17 protein-coding genes are annotated in these 15,740 nt (G+C 62.6%); 7 read left to right on the forward strand and 10 right to left on the reverse strand.

Translation table 11 applies throughout. The annotated features are described in order from the left end of the window. Window positions 1-168: 168 nt before the first annotated feature. From AC3WLT_RS35695 to AC3WLT_RS35705, 3 genes are all read right to left on the reverse strand, one after another. A complete protein-coding gene (locus AC3WLT_RS35695) occupies window positions 169-651 on the reverse strand; it encodes a DUF3318 domain-containing protein (protein WP_492596278.1) in 483 nt (160 codons plus the stop codon). A gap of 106 nt (window positions 652-757) precedes the next feature. Then, window positions 758-1,144, reverse strand: coding sequence for a phage holin family protein (locus tag AC3WLT_RS35700; protein ID WP_492596279.1), 387 nt, complete (start codon window positions 1,142-1,144; stop codon window positions 758-760). Window positions 1,145-1,280: 136 nt separating this feature from the next. After that, entirely contained in the window at window positions 1,281-1,583 is a 303-nt protein-coding gene (locus AC3WLT_RS35705) for an ElaB/YgaM/YqjD family protein (protein WP_091796641.1), read from the reverse strand. Window positions 1,584-1,939: 356 nt separating this feature from the next. Between AC3WLT_RS35705 and AC3WLT_RS35710 the strand changes: the two genes are divergently transcribed. Continuing rightward, complete coding sequence (locus AC3WLT_RS35710; RefSeq protein WP_492596280.1) at window positions 1,940-2,578, forward strand: peroxiredoxin; 639 nt, start codon at window positions 1,940-1,942, stop codon at window positions 2,576-2,578. A gap of 231 nt (window positions 2,579-2,809) precedes the next feature. Here the strand turns inward: AC3WLT_RS35710 and AC3WLT_RS35715 are convergent, their stop codons facing one another. Then, window positions 2,810-4,000: an acyl-CoA dehydrogenase gene (locus AC3WLT_RS35715; protein WP_492596281.1), complete on the reverse strand. Its 1,191-nt coding sequence runs from the start codon at window positions 3,998-4,000 to the stop codon at window positions 2,810-2,812. A 105-nt stretch (window positions 4,001-4,105) separates the two neighbouring features. On the opposite strand from AC3WLT_RS35715, the gene AC3WLT_RS35720 reads away from it, so the two are divergent. After that, window positions 4,106-4,891, forward strand: coding sequence for an IclR family transcriptional regulator (locus AC3WLT_RS35720; RefSeq protein ID WP_492596282.1), 786 nt, complete (start codon window positions 4,106-4,108; stop codon window positions 4,889-4,891). Between the two features lie 80 nt (window positions 4,892-4,971). Here the strand turns inward: AC3WLT_RS35720 and AC3WLT_RS35725 are convergent, their stop codons facing one another. Continuing rightward, complete coding sequence (locus tag AC3WLT_RS35725; protein ID WP_492596283.1) at window positions 4,972-5,805, reverse strand: EAL domain-containing protein; 834 nt, start codon at window positions 5,803-5,805, stop codon at window positions 4,972-4,974. A gap of 240 nt (window positions 5,806-6,045) precedes the next feature. Here AC3WLT_RS35725 and AC3WLT_RS35730 point away from each other — a divergent pair, with 240 nt between their 5' ends. The 3 genes from AC3WLT_RS35730 to fahA are packed head-to-tail and all read left to right on the forward strand — an operon-like array spanning window position 6,046 to window position 8,939. Beyond that, window positions 6,046-6,228, forward strand: coding sequence for a hypothetical protein (locus AC3WLT_RS35730; RefSeq protein ID WP_492596284.1), 183 nt, complete (start codon window positions 6,046-6,048; stop codon window positions 6,226-6,228). Between the two features lie 60 nt (window positions 6,229-6,288). Then, window positions 6,289-7,644 carry a homogentisate 1,2-dioxygenase gene (hmgA, locus tag AC3WLT_RS35735; RefSeq protein ID WP_492596285.1) on the forward strand — a complete coding sequence of 452 codons (1,356 nt, stop codon included), beginning with the start codon at window positions 6,289-6,291 and terminating at the stop codon, window positions 7,642-7,644. Then, window positions 7,641-8,939, forward strand: coding sequence for a fumarylacetoacetase (fahA, locus tag AC3WLT_RS35740; protein ID WP_492596286.1), 1,299 nt, complete (start codon window positions 7,641-7,643; stop codon window positions 8,937-8,939). Before hmgA ends, fahA begins: the two co-directional genes overlap by 4 nt. Before the next feature lie 9 nt (window positions 8,940-8,948). Here the strand turns inward: fahA and AC3WLT_RS35745 are convergent, their stop codons facing one another. From AC3WLT_RS35745 to AC3WLT_RS35755, 3 genes are all read right to left on the reverse strand, one after another. Beyond that, the gene (locus AC3WLT_RS35745; RefSeq protein WP_492596287.1) at window positions 8,949-10,688 is read right to left on the reverse strand and encodes a pyrrolo-quinoline quinone; all 1,740 of its coding nucleotides are present in this window, start codon (window positions 10,686-10,688) and stop codon (window positions 8,949-8,951) included. Between the two features lie 280 nt (window positions 10,689-10,968). Beyond that, window positions 10,969-12,135: an MFS transporter gene (locus tag AC3WLT_RS35750; protein ID WP_492596288.1), complete on the reverse strand. Its 1,167-nt coding sequence runs from the start codon at window positions 12,133-12,135 to the stop codon at window positions 10,969-10,971. 211 nt (window positions 12,136-12,346) lie between these two features. Next, entirely contained in the window at window positions 12,347-13,171 is an 825-nt protein-coding gene (locus AC3WLT_RS35755; RefSeq protein WP_492596289.1) for a crotonase/enoyl-CoA hydratase family protein, read from the reverse strand. A 62-nt stretch (window positions 13,172-13,233) separates the two neighbouring features. Here AC3WLT_RS35755 and AC3WLT_RS35760 point away from each other — a divergent pair, with 62 nt between their 5' ends. Then, on the forward strand, window positions 13,234-13,851 hold the full coding sequence (locus AC3WLT_RS35760) for a plasmid fertility inhibition factor family protein (protein ID WP_492596290.1): 618 nt from the start codon (window positions 13,234-13,236) through the stop codon (window positions 13,849-13,851). 17 nt (window positions 13,852-13,868) lie between these two features. On the opposite strand, the gene AC3WLT_RS35765 is transcribed toward AC3WLT_RS35760, so the two are convergent. Beyond that, a complete protein-coding gene (locus tag AC3WLT_RS35765; protein ID WP_492596293.1) occupies window positions 13,869-14,162 on the reverse strand; it encodes a hypothetical protein in 294 nt (97 codons plus the stop codon). Window positions 14,163-14,175: 13 nt separating this feature from the next. Here AC3WLT_RS35765 and AC3WLT_RS35770 point away from each other — a divergent pair, with 13 nt between their 5' ends. Further along, window positions 14,176-15,399: a pyridoxal-phosphate-dependent aminotransferase family protein gene (locus AC3WLT_RS35770; RefSeq protein ID WP_492596291.1), complete on the forward strand. Its 1,224-nt coding sequence runs from the start codon at window positions 14,176-14,178 to the stop codon at window positions 15,397-15,399. Between the two features lie 234 nt (window positions 15,400-15,633). Here the strand turns inward: AC3WLT_RS35770 and AC3WLT_RS35775 are convergent. Continuing rightward, a partial coding sequence (locus tag AC3WLT_RS35775; RefSeq protein WP_492596292.1) for an integrase core domain-containing protein occupies window positions 15,634-15,740 on the reverse strand: 107 nt, incomplete at its 5' end.

Raw genomic sequence — 15,740 nt, forward strand, 5'->3', positions numbered from 1 at the left:
CTCAAAGGCAAGCTCGGCTCAAAGGCAAGCTCGGCTCAAAGGCAAGCTCGGCTCAAAGGCAAGCCCGACTCGAAGGCAAGCCCGACTCGAAGGCAAGCCCGACTCGAAGGCAAGCCACACACACAGACCAATCGATCAGCTATCCCGAGAACTTCGTAGCCGCGCGGTTCAGGGGCCGCCATCGGCAGGTCCTGCTTTGCCACCACCAGCGGACGCAGTGGAATCGTTCTTTATCTGCTGCCAGATCCGGTACGCTTCCCAGCCGGCAAGCGCAAGGCCGCCCCACTTGATCACAGGTTTCGCGCTGGCCAGGACGGCCGCGCGTAGCGGCTTGGCCAGCAAGATCGAGGCGATCGAACTGATGAGCGGGTACTGTTTGAGTAGCACGCCGATGTTTGCTGCGTTCAGGATGCCTGCTTTCGATCCGCTGCCCACGCGCATGCCGCCGAAGCCCGGCACGATGAATTTGAGCCAGCTGAAGTGCGTCACGGCTTGCCGCAGTTCGACGGTTGCCTGAGCGAGTTCCACCCGCTCCACGTCCGCGCGCACCATCAGCAGTTCCTTGCGCAACGCGCGCAGATGCGGCGCGCTCAAATCTCTCGCCTGGTGGCGCTTGTTGCGGAAAGCGGTATCGGAATGGCTTTGGCTCATGGCGGGTGGGCGGCAGTAGTGGAGGACAGTAAGACGGCGCTGCTAAACGCTGGCGGCAGATGCGGAAGGCACAGGGCGCTTCAATCACCGCTTACGCGTAGCCGTGTCACTGTTTGCGGAAGATATCCCGGTCTTTCTCGAACTCGGCAATAGTGGCTTCGAAGACCATCGGCGCATTGCGCAAACCGCTGCGCGCCTTCAGCGCACAGGCCAGTCCGGCAATCGCATAAACCGCCGTGATGCCGGCGAGCGCCTGCCATCGGTACGTGTCCCAGAACGCGATAGCAATCAGCGCCGTCAAGGCGACCAAGGCCATCGTAGCGAGCATCATGGCGGCGAGGCAGAGGAACAGCACGCTGAGCAGACGGTCTTTTTCTTCGGCGAGTTCGATGCCGACCAGTTCAAGCCGCGTTTGCAGAATGGCAAACACAGAACCGATGATGCGGCGCAACGGACTGTGTTCTCCGCGCTGCGATTGTGTATCGATCGTCATGGCAGTGGACGTTGCGTGTGAAAGCCTAACCGGCGCGGGAGCGAGCGCGCCAGGAAAAGCGGACCGGCCGGGCCTGCGCCGGTCAACTCGATTTGCTGGTGTGCCGGACGTCGTTCGCCCGGCAACGGGACCGGTTTTACTTGCGGTTGATCAGCAGTCCCAGCAGCACGCCGGCGCCCGCTGCGATGCCGATGGATGCCCACGGATGTTCGTGCACATAGTCGTCGGTGGCGCGGGCGGCCTTTTTGCCTTTTTCGACCACTACGACCTGCACGTCAGCCGCCTTCTCCCGCGCCTGCTTCAAACGCGTAAGCGCCGTTTCGCGCAGTTCCGAAGCACGTTCGCCGGTGGCGCTCGCGGCCTGTTTCAGCAGATCTTCAGCGTCCGCGAGGACGGTTTTGATATCCGACATCAATCTCTCCTTGTTGACTTCCGACATTGATAGCTCCCCTTCGTGTCACGCCACGCGTGAATCGTAACCAAAGAAACGGCCGCTGGCGAGCACAGTGCCCGATTCGTCAAAACAAACGCACGAACCGTTCCCGGTTGAGGTAAAGCCAGAAAATTCCACGATCGAGTACACCGTGCAGCAAAGTTTGCCTGAGATGGAGTTGATCTGTCCCGCAAAGTTTCCACCAAAGCAGTGAAAATTACAAAAACGCATAAAGTAGTGACGCAATCTTGGTTCTTCGTGTACGGCCGCTCCCGTATGCTGTATTTTTGCGGGGCGCGCCTAGCGGGGCGCTGCGGGCGAACGCTCGCGCGAAATGTCCGAATACATCAAGGAGCTGCAACATGAGTCTACGTCTTGGCGACATCGCACCGGATTTCGAACAGGAGTCGAGTATCGGCCGCATCAGGTTCCACGAATGGCTGGGCGATAGTTGGGGCGTGCTGTTTTCGCACCCGGCGGACTTCACGCCGGTCTGCACGACCGAACTGGGGTTGACGGCCAAGCTGGCCGGCGAGTTCGAAAAGCGCAATGTGAAGACGATCGCGTTGTCGGTCGACAGCGCCGAGTCGCACAAGGAATGGATCAAGGACATCAACGAGACGCAGGCCGCGAGCGTCGGATTCCCGATTCTCGCCGACGGCGATCGCAAGGTCGCCGAGCTCTACGACATGATCCATCCGAACGCCAACGAAACGCTCACGGTGCGCTCGCTGTTCGTGATCGATCCGAAGAAGAAGGTGCGGCTGATCATCACGTACCCGGCCAGCACCGGCCGCAACTTCGACGAAGTGCTGCGGGTGGTCGACTCGCTGCAACTCACCGACAATTATTCGGTTGCCACGCCCGGCAACTGGAAGCAGGGCGATGACGTGGTGATCGTGCCGTCGTTGAAGGACGAGGAAGTGATCAAGCAGAAATTTCCGAAGGGCTATAAGGCGCTGCGTCCGTATCTGCGTCTGACGCCGCAGCCTGACAAATAAGCCGCGAAGCAAACCGCGAAGCAAGCAACGAAATAAGCCATGCAGGAAGCCGCGGTATAAAGCCGCGGCATAAAGCTGCGGCATAAAGCTGCGGCATAAAGCTGCGGCATAAAGCCGCGACACAAAGCCGCGACACAAAGCCGCGACACAAAGCCGCGGCGCTACAACGAAGAAGGCCGGTTCGAAAGAACCGGCCTTTTTTATCGCGCGACGCCAACTAGCGACGCATCATCAGAAAAACGCCTGAATCCCAGTTTGCGCGCGCCCGAGAATCAGCGCGTGAATATCGTGCGTGCCTTCGTACGTGTTCACCACTTCCAGGTTCACCAGATGCCGCGCGATGCCGAACTCGTCCGAGATACCGTTGCCGCCGAGCATGTCGCGTGCGAGCCGCGCAATGTCGAGCGCCTTGCCGCATGAGTTACGCTTCATGATCGAGGTGATTTCGACAGCCGCGGTGCCTTCGTCCTTCATCCGGCCGAGGCGCAGCACGCCTTGCAGACCGAGCGTGATTTCGGTTTGCATGTCGGCGAGTTTTTTCTGGATCAGCTGGTTCGCGGCGAGCGGCCGGCCGAACTGTTTGCGATCCAGCACGTACTGACGCGCCGTGTGCCAGCACGATTCAGCCGCGCCAAGCGCACCCCAGGCGATGCCGTAGCGCGCCGAATTCAGGCACGTGAACGGACCGCGCAAGCCGCTGACTTCCGGGAAGCGGTTTTCTTCCGGCACGAACACTTCGTCGAGCACGATCTCACCGGTGATCGAAGCGCGCAGGCCCACCTTGCTATGAATGGTCGGCGCCGACAGCCCTTTCCAACCCTTCTCGAGAATGAAGCCGCGAATCGAGTCCTTGCCGTTTTCTTCGAGCTTCGCCCACACGACGAAGACGTCGGCGATCGGCGAATTGGTGATCCACATTTTCGAGCCCGACAGCGAGTAGCCGCTGTCGACCTTCTTCGCCCGCGTGACCATGCTGCCCGGATCGGAGCCGTGGTCCGGTTCAGTCAGGCCGAAGCAGCCGATCCACTCGCCGGTGGCGAGCTTCGGCAGGTACTTCTGCTTTTGCGCATCCGAGCCGAATTCGTAGATCGGCACCATCACCAGCGACGATTGCACCGACATCATCGACCGGTACCCGGAATCGACGCGCTCCACCTCGCGCGCGATCAGGCCGTACGCCACATAGTTCAGACCGGGGCCGCCGTATTGCTCCGGAATGGTCGGGCCGAGCAGGCCGAGTTCGCCCATCTCGCGGAAGATCTCGATGTCGGTCTTCTCGTGACGGAACGCTTCGAGCACACGCGGGGCAAGTTTGTCTTGCGAGTATGCGGCGGCGGCGTCGCGCACCATCCGTTCGTCTTCAGTGAGCTGCTGATCCAGCAGCAACGGGTCTTCCCAGTGAAACTGCGCGGCCTCGGCCATGACGTATCTCCTGATTTCTGTGACTTGAGTTTGCCTTGACGAACTTGACTTAAGTTCCGCTATGCGAAACAATGTTCTGCAAACTACGATCGAGTGTATCACCACATGACGCCCACATCCACTCTCTCCGAACCGCTCGACGAGCGCAAATTCGTCGTCGCCCTGGCACGCGGGCTGGATCTGCTGCGCGCGTTCAGGCCGGGCGAAACGATGCTCGGCAACCGCGATTTCGTCGAGCGAACCGGCTTGCCGAAGGCGACCGTCAACCGTCTCGCCTACACGCTCACCGTGCTCGGCTATTTGCGGCTCGACGAATCAGTCGGCAAATATGCGCTCGATGCCGGCGTGCTGTCGCTCGGTTTTGCGCTGCTGTCGGGCACCGACACGCTCGAACTCGCGCGCCCCCATATGCGCACGTTTGCACGCGAAGTGGGGGCGGCGGTGTCGCTCGGTTGCCGCGACGGCCTCGACATGATTTACCTCGATACCATCCGCAGTGAAACTGCGCTGACGCTCGGGCTCGCCTCCGGCTCAAAACTGTCGATGCTGACGAGTTCGATGGGACGCGCTTATCTCGCGGTGCAGCCGTCCGACGTGCGCGTGGCCTTGCTGGCCGAACTGAAAAAGGCCGCGGGCAAAGACGGCCCGGCTTTAGTGGCCGACGCGGAAGTCGAAATCGAAGCCTTCGCGCAGGAACGCTGCTGCTATTCGTTTCGCGCCTGGCATGACGATGTGAACGCGGTGGCGGTGCCGTTTCGCGAGCCGCGCGAAGGGCGCTGGCTGGTGCTCAGTTGCAGCGGGCCGGCGTCGTCGATGGGAGAGGAGGTGTTTCGGGAAAGCGTGGCGCCGCGCCTGAAAGCCCTGGCCCGGCGCCTGGGCGATACGGGTTGACGTGGCGGGTGAGGCGCTAATCGGCCAGAACTAACACTCAAGCCAAAAACGCAGCGGCAACATAAAAATGCTCGAGCGCCTCAAGCCGCCCGATCGTGATAATGCGCGTTGAACAACGGCCCTTGCACGAAGCGCACGTCGTATTGCTGAAGCGCGTCGAACTGCGGGCCGTCCATGACGCGATTGAAGATCAGCGGAATCCGTAGCCGGCTCGCGTAACCCACGAGCGGTTTGACCATCGATTCGCGCAACGCGACTGCCGCATCCATCTTGATGAAGTCGAGCCGCGCTGTATCGGACACCGACAGAATCTGCCCGGCATTCGACAGATTGCCCGCCACCTTGAAACCGTAGCGCTGATAGCTCCTGGTCAGATAGCCGAGGAAGGTCTTGTGCGCGACCGCTGCCGCCGGCAACTCGATCACCACGCGTGACGGATTCAGTCCGAACGACACCAGCACGCTCGAAAAATGCCGTCCGTGGTCGTACTTCACGCTCTTCAGCAAGCGCTCATGCACGCGCAGAAACAGCAGTCCATGCCGCTGCGTGCCGAAGAAATTGATTGCGTGCAGCGCGCGTGACATGCGGTCGAGCGCGACCAGCTCCTGATCGTCGGCAATCTGATCGAATGGATCGAAGACGTCGAACGGCTCGCCATCGAGACGCTGCGTCACCGCCTGAAAACCCAGTTCATCGCCGAAACGGTCCACGCCCTCGGGACCCGACGAAAGCGACTGCGCCAACGAATGCACGCTGATATCGAAGATCGGCTCATAGGCGCTGCCGAGTCGGATGCCGTCGAATTCGGCCATGGCGTATTCGCTATGCACGCCTGTTCCCATCGCCAGATGTTCGCCGAGAAACGGGTGACCGGCGGCGCGGGCAATGAGGTCGGGGATGGTCGGCGGAATCATGAAGGACGAATGGATGGCAGTAGATGCGCACTCGGCGCTCGGCAGCGCGACTCGATTGCCGCATTTCCTGATGGTAGCAGTCCGCACCGCGCGCACATGAACAAAATGCTCATAACGTTATCGGCCGAACGCTTGTGCCATGGGCCGTTCCGGCTTCCGGACAGATCATTCAGGGTATACGTTAATTTCACTATACGTAATTAGTTTTACTATACGTAAATCCAAGCGCGACTGCGATGGGTGAGTGCGCATGCTGGTGCTAAAGGGGCGCAGCGCGCGCTGCGCTGGCTCGCGAACTTCGATCCGACGCCGCCGATCGATGCGAACACACGTGTCGTCGTACGTGAGAAGCGTAACGACGGCGCGGCGGTCGCCGGGCTGTTCCGCGCCGGCCGCGGCCCAGCGGCGCCGCAGACCGCCTGACGTAGACAGCTCGCGTCGGCAGCTCATGTCGACAGCTCAAGTATCAACGGAGAACCTTGCATGAATACCGCAACAACCCCAACACGCACGCCGAATACCGCCAGTTCGCGGCTCGAAATCGAGCCGGGCTATCAGTCGGGTTTTGCGAACGAATTCGCAACCGAAGCACTGCCGGGCGCGCTGCCCGAGGGCCGTAACTCGCCGCAGCGCGCGGCCTATGGTCTGTATGCCGAACAATTGTCGGGCACCGCGTTCACCGCGCCGCGCAGCCATAACCGCCGTTCGTGGCTGTACCGGATTCGTCCGGCCGCGGTGCATAAACCGTTCACACCGCTGCCGTCGGACCGGCTCGTCGCCAACTTTGCCGAAGTGCCGCCGACGCCGCCGAACCAGTTGCGCTGGGACGCGTTGCCGATGCCAGCCGAGCCGACCGATTTCATCAACGGCTGGGTGACGATGGCGGGCAACGGTTCAGCGGAAGCGATGAACGGTTGCGCGATCCATCTGTATGCGGCGAACCGGTCGATGAAGGACCGCTTTTTCTATAACGCGGACGGCGAGTTGCTGATCGTGCCGCAGGAGGGGCGCCTGCATATCGCGACCGAGCTCGGCCGGCTCGATGTCGAACCGTTCGAGATCGCAGTGATCCCGCGCGGCGTGCGCTTTGCGGTGAGCTTGCCGGATGGCGCGGCGCGCGGCTACCTCTGCGAGAACTTCGGTGCGCTGCTGCGCCTGCCGGATCTCGGCCCGATCGGCTCGAACGGCCTCGCCAATCCGCGCGACTTCCTCACGCCGCATGCCGCCTACGAAGACCGCGAAGGCGTCTTCGAACTCGTCGCGAAGATGAACGGCAATCTGTGGCGCGCGGACATCGGCCATTCGCTGCTCGACGTGGTGGCGTGGCACGGCAATTACGCGCCGTACAAATACGATCTGCGCCGCTTCAACACGATCGGCTCGATCAGCTTCGACCATCCGGATCCGTCGATCTTCCTCGTGCTGCAAGCGCAAAGCGATACGCCGGGCGTCGATACGATCGACTTCGTGATCTTTCCGCCGCGCTGGCTCGCTGCCGAGGATACCTTCCGCCCGCCCTGGTTCCATCGCAACGTCGCGAGCGAATTCATGGGCCTCGTGCACGGCGTGTACGACGCGAAGGCCGAGGGGTTCGTGCCGGGCGGCGCGAGTCTGCACAACTGCATGTCGGGTCACGGCCCGGACGCGGACACCTTCGAAAAGGCTTCGCATAGCGATACGTCGACGCCGAACAAAGTCCGCGACACGATGGCCTTCATGTTCGAAACCCGCACGCTGATCAAGCCGACCCGTTTCGCACTCGAAACAGCGCAATTGCAGGCGCATTACTACGAGTGCTGGCAAGGTCTCAAGAAACATTTCAACCCGGAGCAACGATGAACGCATTGAGCGATCTTCAGGCGACGCTCGATCCGTCGCGCAAGAGCTGGATCGAATCGGCCAACGAATCGACGAACGATTTTTCGATTCAGAATCTGCCGTTCGGTATTTTCAGCGACAGGAACAATGCCGCGCGCCGCGTGGGCGTGGCGATCGGTGACGAGATCGTCGATCTGGCGGCGCTCGAGGCGGCTGGCGTGCTGAAGGTGTCGAAGGATGGCGTTTTTGCCCGCGACACGCTCAACGATTTCATCTCGCTCGGCCGCGATGCATGGCGCAGCGTGCGCATTCAGTTGAGCAGCCTGCTGGCGCGCGACACGGCGACCTTGCGCGACGATGCCGCCTTGCGTTCGAAGGTGCTGGTGCGCCAGGCCGACGCGCAACTCCATCTGCCGGTGGAGATTCCCGGCTACACCGATTTTTATTCGTCGAAGGAGCACGCGACCAACGTCGGCTCGATGTTCCGGGATCCGAAGAATGCGCTGCTGCCGAACTGGTCGGAGATGCCGATCGGCTATAACGGGCGCGCTTCGTCGGTGGTGGTGAGCGGCACGCCGGTGCGCCGTCCCAACGGTCAACTGAAGCTGCCTGATCAGGAGCGCCCGGTATTCGGCGCGTGCCGCAAGCTGGATATCGAACTGGAGACGGGTTTCGTGATCGGTCGGGGTAACGCCTTGGGCGAGCCGATCGCATGCGCCGATGCCGAAGCGCATATCTTCGGCATGGTGCTGCTGAACGACTGGAGCGCGCGCGATATCCAGCAGTGGGAATATGTGCCGCTCGGACCGTTCAACGCGAAGACCTTCGCGACCACCATCTCGCCGTGGATCGTCACGCTCGACGCGCTCGAGCCGTTCCGCGTCGCGCAGCCGGTGCAGGAACCGCAGCCTTTGGCGTACCTGCGTCACGACGGCGAGCATGCTTTCGACATCTCGCTGGAAGTGAAGCTGCGGCCACAACACGCGAAGCAGGCGAGCACGATCGCGCGGACCAACTTCAGGCACATGTACTGGACGATGGCGCAGCAACTCGCGCATCACACCGTGTCGGGATGCAATACGCGCGTCGGCGATCTGATGGGTTCGGGGACGATTAGCGGTCCGGCCGAAGATTCATTCGGCAGTCTGCTGGAGCTGACCTGGAATGCGAAGAAACCGTTGGCGTTGGCGGATGGCGGCACACGTGCGTTTATCGAAGATGGTGATGAGTTGACCCTCGCCGGGTGGTGCCAGGGGGATGGCTATCGAGTCGGGTTTGGCACGTGCGTCGGGGAGATTTTGCCGGCGCTCCGGTAGCGCCGTGGCTCACTTCGCCAGCAATCCAAACACAGCAACCCCGTTCGTCGTACCGACATAAACCTTCCCATTGGCAATCATCGGCGTGATGAACTTGTTCCCCACGCCGAACTGATCGCGCGTACCCATCTGATTGCTGTTATACAACTCGGTGGCAAGATTGCCAGGATCGAACGCATGCAACGCCGCAACGTTGCCATTCTCAGCCGCCCACACAATCCCGTTGGCAGAACCATTGGCCGAAATGCTGGGCGTCGTCCCAGGGTAAACAAAAGCCATCGCGGTCTGGCTCGTGGGCGTCGCCGATAACCGCGCATTGGTGATCGTGAACGCCTTCAAATGATCGCTGACGGAGCCAAAATAAACCGTGTTGTTGAAATAGGCCGGCATGCCGAATTCGCCGCCGCTCAACTGCGATGGAATTTCCTGGTAGATGTTGTCGCCGGCCGGATTGAATTTCCCCATCGAGTCGCGATTCAGGACGTAAATAATGTCGTCCTTACCCGTGCCCAGCGTGAGATGGTGAACCGCGCCGCCCGCATCCGCGAGATCGGGCAGCACGAGCGCGCCACCCGAGCCGAGATCCTCGTCGGCGTTCGACTCCTGAACGACGCTCGACATCGCGAAGTAATCCGCGACCGACAGCCCGCCAACCGTGCCGAGTTTCAGATACGTATTGCCATAGTCGCCTTGAGCGGGAAAGCCGCCGGCGTTGAGCGTCGTATCGAACGTGCCGTTCGCGTCGAGCAGATAAATCGACGATCCGTCCGACGCGGGGCCGGCGCCGCTCATCCAGATCGCGCCGTCAGAACCATTCGGCGTGACGTCGAGCACGGAGGTCTGCTGCAAGGTATCGGCGCTGTAGCCGATGATCCAGCCGGTGTAAGCGCCTCCGTCGCAATGCGAGGTCCACGTCGTGTAAATGACGCCGTTGAGCAACAGCAACGCCGCGCGATCCGCGTAAGACGACGGCGCGAATATGACGCGGCCGTTCGAACTGTTGGCGCCGCTGCCCGGATACGACGCAGTGACTTCGGTCGGGCTGTTCAGCAGTTCGGCGCCGCTCGCGAGGTCGAGCGCGTGCACGCGCTGGTGGTAGGCGCCGGCCGCGTCTTTCGTCATCGCGACTACATAGATCGTGCCGTGCGCCCCGCGTGAGCGGTCGATTACCGGCGTCGACGTGATGCCGATCTCCGGCGTGATCTGCGGGCAACCGAGATCGTCGCTCGGCGTTTCGCCGGCGCGGAGCGCCGATACTTTCCACAGTTGCGCGCCGGTATCGGCGTCGAATGCAAATACGCTGTCGTGCTCGGTCACGACGTACAGCACGTTATGCGTGCCGCCGGCAATCGCCAGCGATCCGACGAACAGCGGCTCGCCATCCACCTTGCCGTCCACCGTAAAGAAGCCGACTTTGCCGAACGTAGTCGCGTTGACGTTCGCGGGGGTGAGGATCGTTTCGTTGAGGTTCTGGCCGGTGCGCGCGATGTCGTTGTGGTAGGTCGCGACATCGCCGGCCGCGGACGTCGCTGTGCCGCCTGAAGACATGCCTGTACCCGAAGTGCCCGTGCCGCCCGTCGCGCCCGTGCTTCCCGTTCCACCGGTTGCGCTGCCGGTGCCGCTGCCACCGGCGCTGGCCGCACCTGAAGTCCCGCCGCCACCACCGCCCCCGCAACTCATGAAGATCGACGCGCAAACAATCAGCACGCTCAGCAGGAAAAAACGACGCGGGATGGGCGGAGTTGGCATGGCGTTCTCCCCGATGCCGGCCACTGTGCCATGAGACGTCGGCTGTCCTGGCGAAGCGCCGTGCAAAGTGGCACCAAAATTAGCACCAAACGTGCAATCGGAGGCGCCAAAAATCAGTGCCGGAGCGTCATCCGATCGCGCGCAGCGGCGCCCGCCGGTCATTCACATCTTTGTGGGGCCTGGTGTGGGGCTTCGCGAGGATTGGGCGAACGCGGACGGTGGCCGCGTTCGGCGGTATTTTCCAGGGGCGGCCAGGGCGATCCGCCAGCCGCGTCAGTGCTCAACCCGGCACGGCCATCCGTTGCGTACGCCGGTCGATCGACACCGACCACAGCGTCAACATCAGCGCGCCGGTCGAGGTCGCGACGCCGACCCACGGCAAGGTAGTCAGCGGCGCGCCCGCGCCGATCGCCATGCCGCCGAGCCAGGCGCCCGTCGCATTGCCGAGGTTGAAGGCGCCCTGATTCAAGGTCGATGCCAGATTCGGCGCATGGTTCGCGCGGTCGACGATCAGCATTTGCAGCGGCGGCACAATCGCGAAGGCCAGAACGCCCCACACGAAGATCGTGATCATCGCCGGAATCTCCGCGTGCATCGTGCCGGCGAAGACAGTCAGGATCACGACGATCGCCAGCAAAAACGCCACCAGCGACGGCAGCAGCCGCCAGTCGGCCAGCTTGCCGCCGAGCGTGCTGCCGACCGTCAGGCCGAGGCCGAACAGCAGCAGCACCAGCGTGACCGCATGCGGGGTGAAGCCGGTCACGTCTTCGAGAATCGGCGTGATGTACGTGAAGGTCGAAAAGAGGCTGGCCGATGCGAGCACGCTGATGCCGAGCACCATCAGCACTTGCGGATTCTTCAGCACGCTGAACTCGCGCACGAGGCTGGCCTTCTGCATGTCGATTTTCGACGGCAGGCACACGGCGAGCGCGCCCGCGGCGAGCACGCCGATACCGGTGACCGCCCAGAAGGTCGCGCGCCAGCCGACCGCCTGGCCGAGCGCGGTGCCGAGCGGCACGCCGAGCACGTTGGCGAGCGTGAGGCCGGTGAACATCAGCGCAATCGCTTGCGCGCGGCGGTTCGGCGCGACCAGACCGGCCGCGACCACCGAACCGATGCCGAAGAACGCGCCGTGGCAGAACGCCGTGACGATGCGCGCGGCCATCAGCACCGCGTAACCCGGGGCGACCGCGCACAGCAGATTGCCGACGATGAACACGCCGATCAGGCTCATCAGCGCCTTCTTGCGCGGCATGTTCGCCACCGCGATCGCGACGATCGGCGCGCCGATCGTGACGCCGAGCGCGTAGGCCGACACCAGCATGCCGGCAGCGGGAATCGACACGGCCAGGTCGCGCGCGACATCGGGCAGCAAGCCCATGATCACGAATTCAGTGGTACCGATTCCAAAAGCGGCAACGGCAAGGGCGAGCAGGGGTAAAGGCATGATGATGGAGCGAGAATCGGCGTGGCGGGGAGCGCCACGCGGCAGGCGCGCGTTTTCGGGGCGAAAAGCGCATGCGCCGTGCAAGGGGTAAACAGTAAGGGATTCTACCTAAGTCAAAACGGCTTTGCTGAGCGTCAAGCGGACTGTTGTTTTTCGCTGAAAGACGCGGCGGGGCGGGCTTAAACGGCGATGGTCCGGTGTTTGGCCGGCCCTAGCGGCCGCTGCCGCCGGGGCCGAGCGTTTCGCCGTGGCGGCCGGCGCCGTCGGCGAAACGGGCGGCGCCCGCGACGCCTTCGTCGAACACCGCCTGATAGCCGCCGGCGCCTTCGCGCCGCAGCGCGTCGGCGAGATCGTCGAGCATGCTGTGCTCGAACGCAGAGCGGCGGTCGGCCAGCAACGCCGCTTGCGGAAACGCCGCCAGCTCGGCGGCCAACTGTTCGGCCGCTGCGCGCGCCTCGCCCGTGCGCACGATGCGGTTGGCCAGACCGAAGCCGAGCGCTTCCTCGGCATGCACGGCGCGGCCGGTCAGAATCAGGTCCAATGCGCGCGAGAGCCCGATCAGGCGCGGTAGCCGGATCGTGCCGCCGTCGATCAGCGGAATGCCGACACGGCGGCAGAACACGCCGAGCACCGCGTCTTCTTCGACCACCCGCAGGTCGCACAGCGCGGCCAGTTCCAGACCGCCCGCGACGGCGTATCCGGCGATCGCCGCGATCACCGGTTTGCTGAAGGCCATGCGTGTCGGTCCCATCGGGCCGGGGCCGCTGCCGTCGGCATGCAGTTCGTTGCGGCGCGCGTCGTCGGCGAGCGCAGTGAGGTCCGCGCCGGCGCAGAAGGTGCCGCCCGCGCCGAACAGCACCGCCGCGCGCCACGCCGGTTCCGCTTCGAAGCGGCGGAAGGCGGCGCTGAGCGCATCGGCGGTAGGGCGGTCCACGGCATTACGCCGGGCCGGACGATCGAGCACGATGGTGGCGACGCCGGTAGTCTCATTGGCCTCGATGCGCACGTGGTCAGTGAAATTTTGGGTGGATATCATCGTTGTCTCCGTAAGACCTGCGGACGCCCGCCGATGCCGGGTGATTAAACCACTGGCTTGTCATGCTTCTTACACAATCGACTCGTAGCGTAGGCGCTCTTTTAACCCGCTGGCGCTTGCGCGCTGGCTTATCGAGCCTGTCTTTGCCTTTGCCATTGTCCAACCCATCGTCCGCTGCCGCGCCGGCCGGTGCCGAGCCGGTCTGGATCGTGCCTCTGCATGACCATCCATGGTACGACCATGTGCGTCTGAAGCGCGTCTTCGTCACCGACGGCACGCGGCATCAAGTGGTATTGGTCGACGCGCGCAAGCTGCTGGCGTGCGCGGATCGCGACGACACCGGTTACGTGTTGAGGCCGGTCGCCGAATGGCATTCGGGCAAGATGCGCGGCATCCGCGAGTTTCTCGATCCTGACAACCCACGCATTCCGGCGATGCCGTACGTGACGGTCACGACGCGTCGCGCGCCGGGTTTGTTGGGCTGGTTGGGTCTGGAGCGCGAGGGCGTGGTGGCGTTTCGCAATGGCCAGCATCGCGCGCGCTATCTGGCCGATGCCGGCGCGCGCTGGTTTCCGGTGGAAGTGCACGAACGTGAGGCGGCGTTGCTGCGCGAGGTGTGCGGCGCCGCGGACGATGCCCGCACGGCGATTCGCTCGATTGCGGTGGAAGGGGGCGCCTAGCCGGGGGCGCCGCCCGCCTAACCGCGCGCCTGCACCACATTGCGCGGCGTACCCGCCTGCCATGCCGCGACGTTATCGAGCGTGGTCTGCGCGATCTCGCTCATCGCGACCGTGTGTCGCTGTGGCCACCGGCAAGAAACTCGACAAGAGCAAGGTGAAATGACGCATTGATCTGTACATTGATCGACGTTTCCGGGCGCTGAAGCATAGTCAAAAAACTTGCGCAATCGCTCGGATCGGTGAATGATCGAATCGACGGCCTCGCCAATGTCATCGTTGGCGAGGCCGCTTGTTCCTTTGCGCTCTGACATTCACGTATCGATCATGCCGACCTCATCATCCAATTCCGCGTCCCCCGCAGTGCCCTGTCCGGTTGTCGAATCGCTCGACGCCATTCTTCCCGAAGAGCCGTTGCTGATGATGGGCGCCGGCCCGGTGCCGATTCCCGCCGCCGTCGCCAAGGCCAACACGGTCGTGATCAATCACCTGGGCGGCACGATGGTGAAGGTGATCGGCCAGGTGAAGACGATGGCGCGCTACGTGTTCCAGACGAATTCGAAATGGGTGCTGGGCGTAGCGGGTCCGGGTTCGGCCGCGATGGAAATGGCGATCTCCAATCTCGCGTGGGAAGGCACGCGGGTGCTGAGCATCAAGAACGGCTTTTTCAGCGAGCGCATGGCGGAGATGGGACGGCGGGTCGGTGCGCGGGTGACGACGTTGGAGGTCGCCGACCGCTCGGTTGCGAGCCTCGACCAGATTGCCGAGGCGATCCGCCGCGAGCGTCCGGAGATCGTGACGGTGGTGCAGGGCGAGACGTCCAATACGGTGTGGAATTACCACTTGAAGGACATTGTGGCGTTGGCGAAGGCCGCGGGCGCGCTCGTGATCGTCGACGCGGTGTGCACGTTGAGCACGATGCCGCTCGAGATGGACGCATGGGGGATCGATGCGGTGATTACCGGCGGACAGAAGGGCTTGTCGTCGATTCCCGGGGTGTCCTTGATTGCGTTTTCCGGCGCCGCCTGGGAGAGGGTGAAGGGGCGTACGGCGCCCAATGCGCATTGGTGTCTGGATGCTTCGCTCGCTGAGAATTTCTGGCACAACGCCGGATATCACTACACCGCGCCTGTGTCCGGCGTGCTGGCTTTGCATGAGGCTTTACGGCTGGTTTGCGCCGAGACTTTGGAAAAGCGCTTTGCGCGGCATTTGAAGTGTTCTTTGGCGTTGCAGGAGGGAGTGACGGCCTTGGGCTTGCAGTTGTATGCGCCTGCGGCTTGCCGGCTGAATTCTGTCGTGGGGATTGAAGTGCCCGTCGGGCTGAGTCCTGGGGACGTGTGCGCGCATATCTCGCGGCAGCATCAAGTCGAGATATCCGGCTCCTTCGGGCTGCCGATTGTTCGGATCGGGCAGATGGGCGAGCAGTGCCGCGAGCATAATCTTTTTCGCACGTTGCATGCGCTTGGCAGGACTATGGTCGATCTCGGCGTTAAGGTTGATTTGCCGGCTGGCGTGGCGGCTTTGGAATTTAGCCTTTCCGGGGGGAAGTGATAGGTTTTTTGTTTTTTTGCCTTTGGCGGCGGCATTGTTCGGTTTGCCTGCGGCGGTGGTTTTCCTTGATTTTTTGCCTTCGCGGCGCTTCTTATGTCTGTTTGCCTACGGGCGTTGGTCTTTCCTTGTTCTGACTTCTTTGGCAACGCCGTGGGCAGATAGCACAGGGGCAACACTAATAAATCAAAACAGCCAACCGCCCCGAAGGTGACCCGTCCTGACATAGGTTGACACCTACGCACCGCTGTTCGCGGTTAGAAACGTCCGATGAAGTTCATCGGGCGTTTTGTATTTTAAAGAATGATGCGGTCGTTCCTGGTTGTAGATCTGCACCGACTGCC

The sequence above is a fragment of the Paraburkholderia sp. FW306-2-2C-D06C genome, assembly GCF_058781505.1.

Bases quoted from the DNA above. Each gene is read 5' to 3' on its own strand.
- AC3WLT_RS35725 (WP_492596283.1), bottom strand. From the start codon at position 5,805: ATGATTCCGCCGACCATCCCCGACCTCATTGCCCGCGCCGCCGGTCAC.
- AC3WLT_RS35715 (WP_492596281.1), bottom strand. From the start codon at position 4,000: ATGGCCGAGGCCGCGCAGTTTCACTGGGAAGACCCGTTGCTGCTGGAT.
- AC3WLT_RS35705 (WP_091796641.1), bottom strand. From the start codon at position 1,583: ATGTCGGAAGTCAACAAGGAGAGATTGATGTCGGATATCAAAACCGTC.
- AC3WLT_RS35710 (WP_492596280.1), top strand. From the start codon at position 1,940: ATGAGTCTACGTCTTGGCGACATCGCACCGGATTTCGAACAGGAGTCG.
- AC3WLT_RS35720 (WP_492596282.1), top strand. From the start codon at position 4,106: ATGACGCCCACATCCACTCTCTCCGAACCGCTCGACGAGCGCAAATTC.
- AC3WLT_RS35770 (WP_492596291.1), top strand. From the start codon at position 14,176: ATGCCGACCTCATCATCCAATTCCGCGTCCCCCGCAGTGCCCTGTCCG.
- AC3WLT_RS35760 (WP_492596290.1), top strand. From the start codon at position 13,234: ATGCTTCTTACACAATCGACTCGTAGCGTAGGCGCTCTTTTAACCCGC.
- AC3WLT_RS35765 (WP_492596293.1), bottom strand. From the start codon at position 14,162: ATGTCAGAGCGCAAAGGAACAAGCGGCCTCGCCAACGATGACATTGGC.
- AC3WLT_RS35700 (WP_492596279.1), bottom strand. From the start codon at position 1,144: ATGACGATCGATACACAATCGCAGCGCGGAGAACACAGTCCGTTGCGC.
- AC3WLT_RS35755 (WP_492596289.1), bottom strand. From the start codon at position 13,171: ATGATATCCACCCAAAATTTCACTGACCACGTGCGCATCGAGGCCAAT.
- AC3WLT_RS35695 (WP_492596278.1), bottom strand. From the start codon at position 651: ATGAGCCAAAGCCATTCCGATACCGCTTTCCGCAACAAGCGCCACCAG.
- AC3WLT_RS35745 (WP_492596287.1), bottom strand. From the start codon at position 10,688: ATGCCAACTCCGCCCATCCCGCGTCGTTTTTTCCTGCTGAGCGTGCTG.
- hmgA (WP_492596285.1), top strand. From the start codon at position 6,289: ATGAATACCGCAACAACCCCAACACGCACGCCGAATACCGCCAGTTCG.
- fahA (WP_492596286.1), top strand. From the start codon at position 7,641: ATGAACGCATTGAGCGATCTTCAGGCGACGCTCGATCCGTCGCGCAAG.
- AC3WLT_RS35750 (WP_492596288.1), bottom strand. From the start codon at position 12,135: ATGCCTTTACCCCTGCTCGCCCTTGCCGTTGCCGCTTTTGGAATCGGT.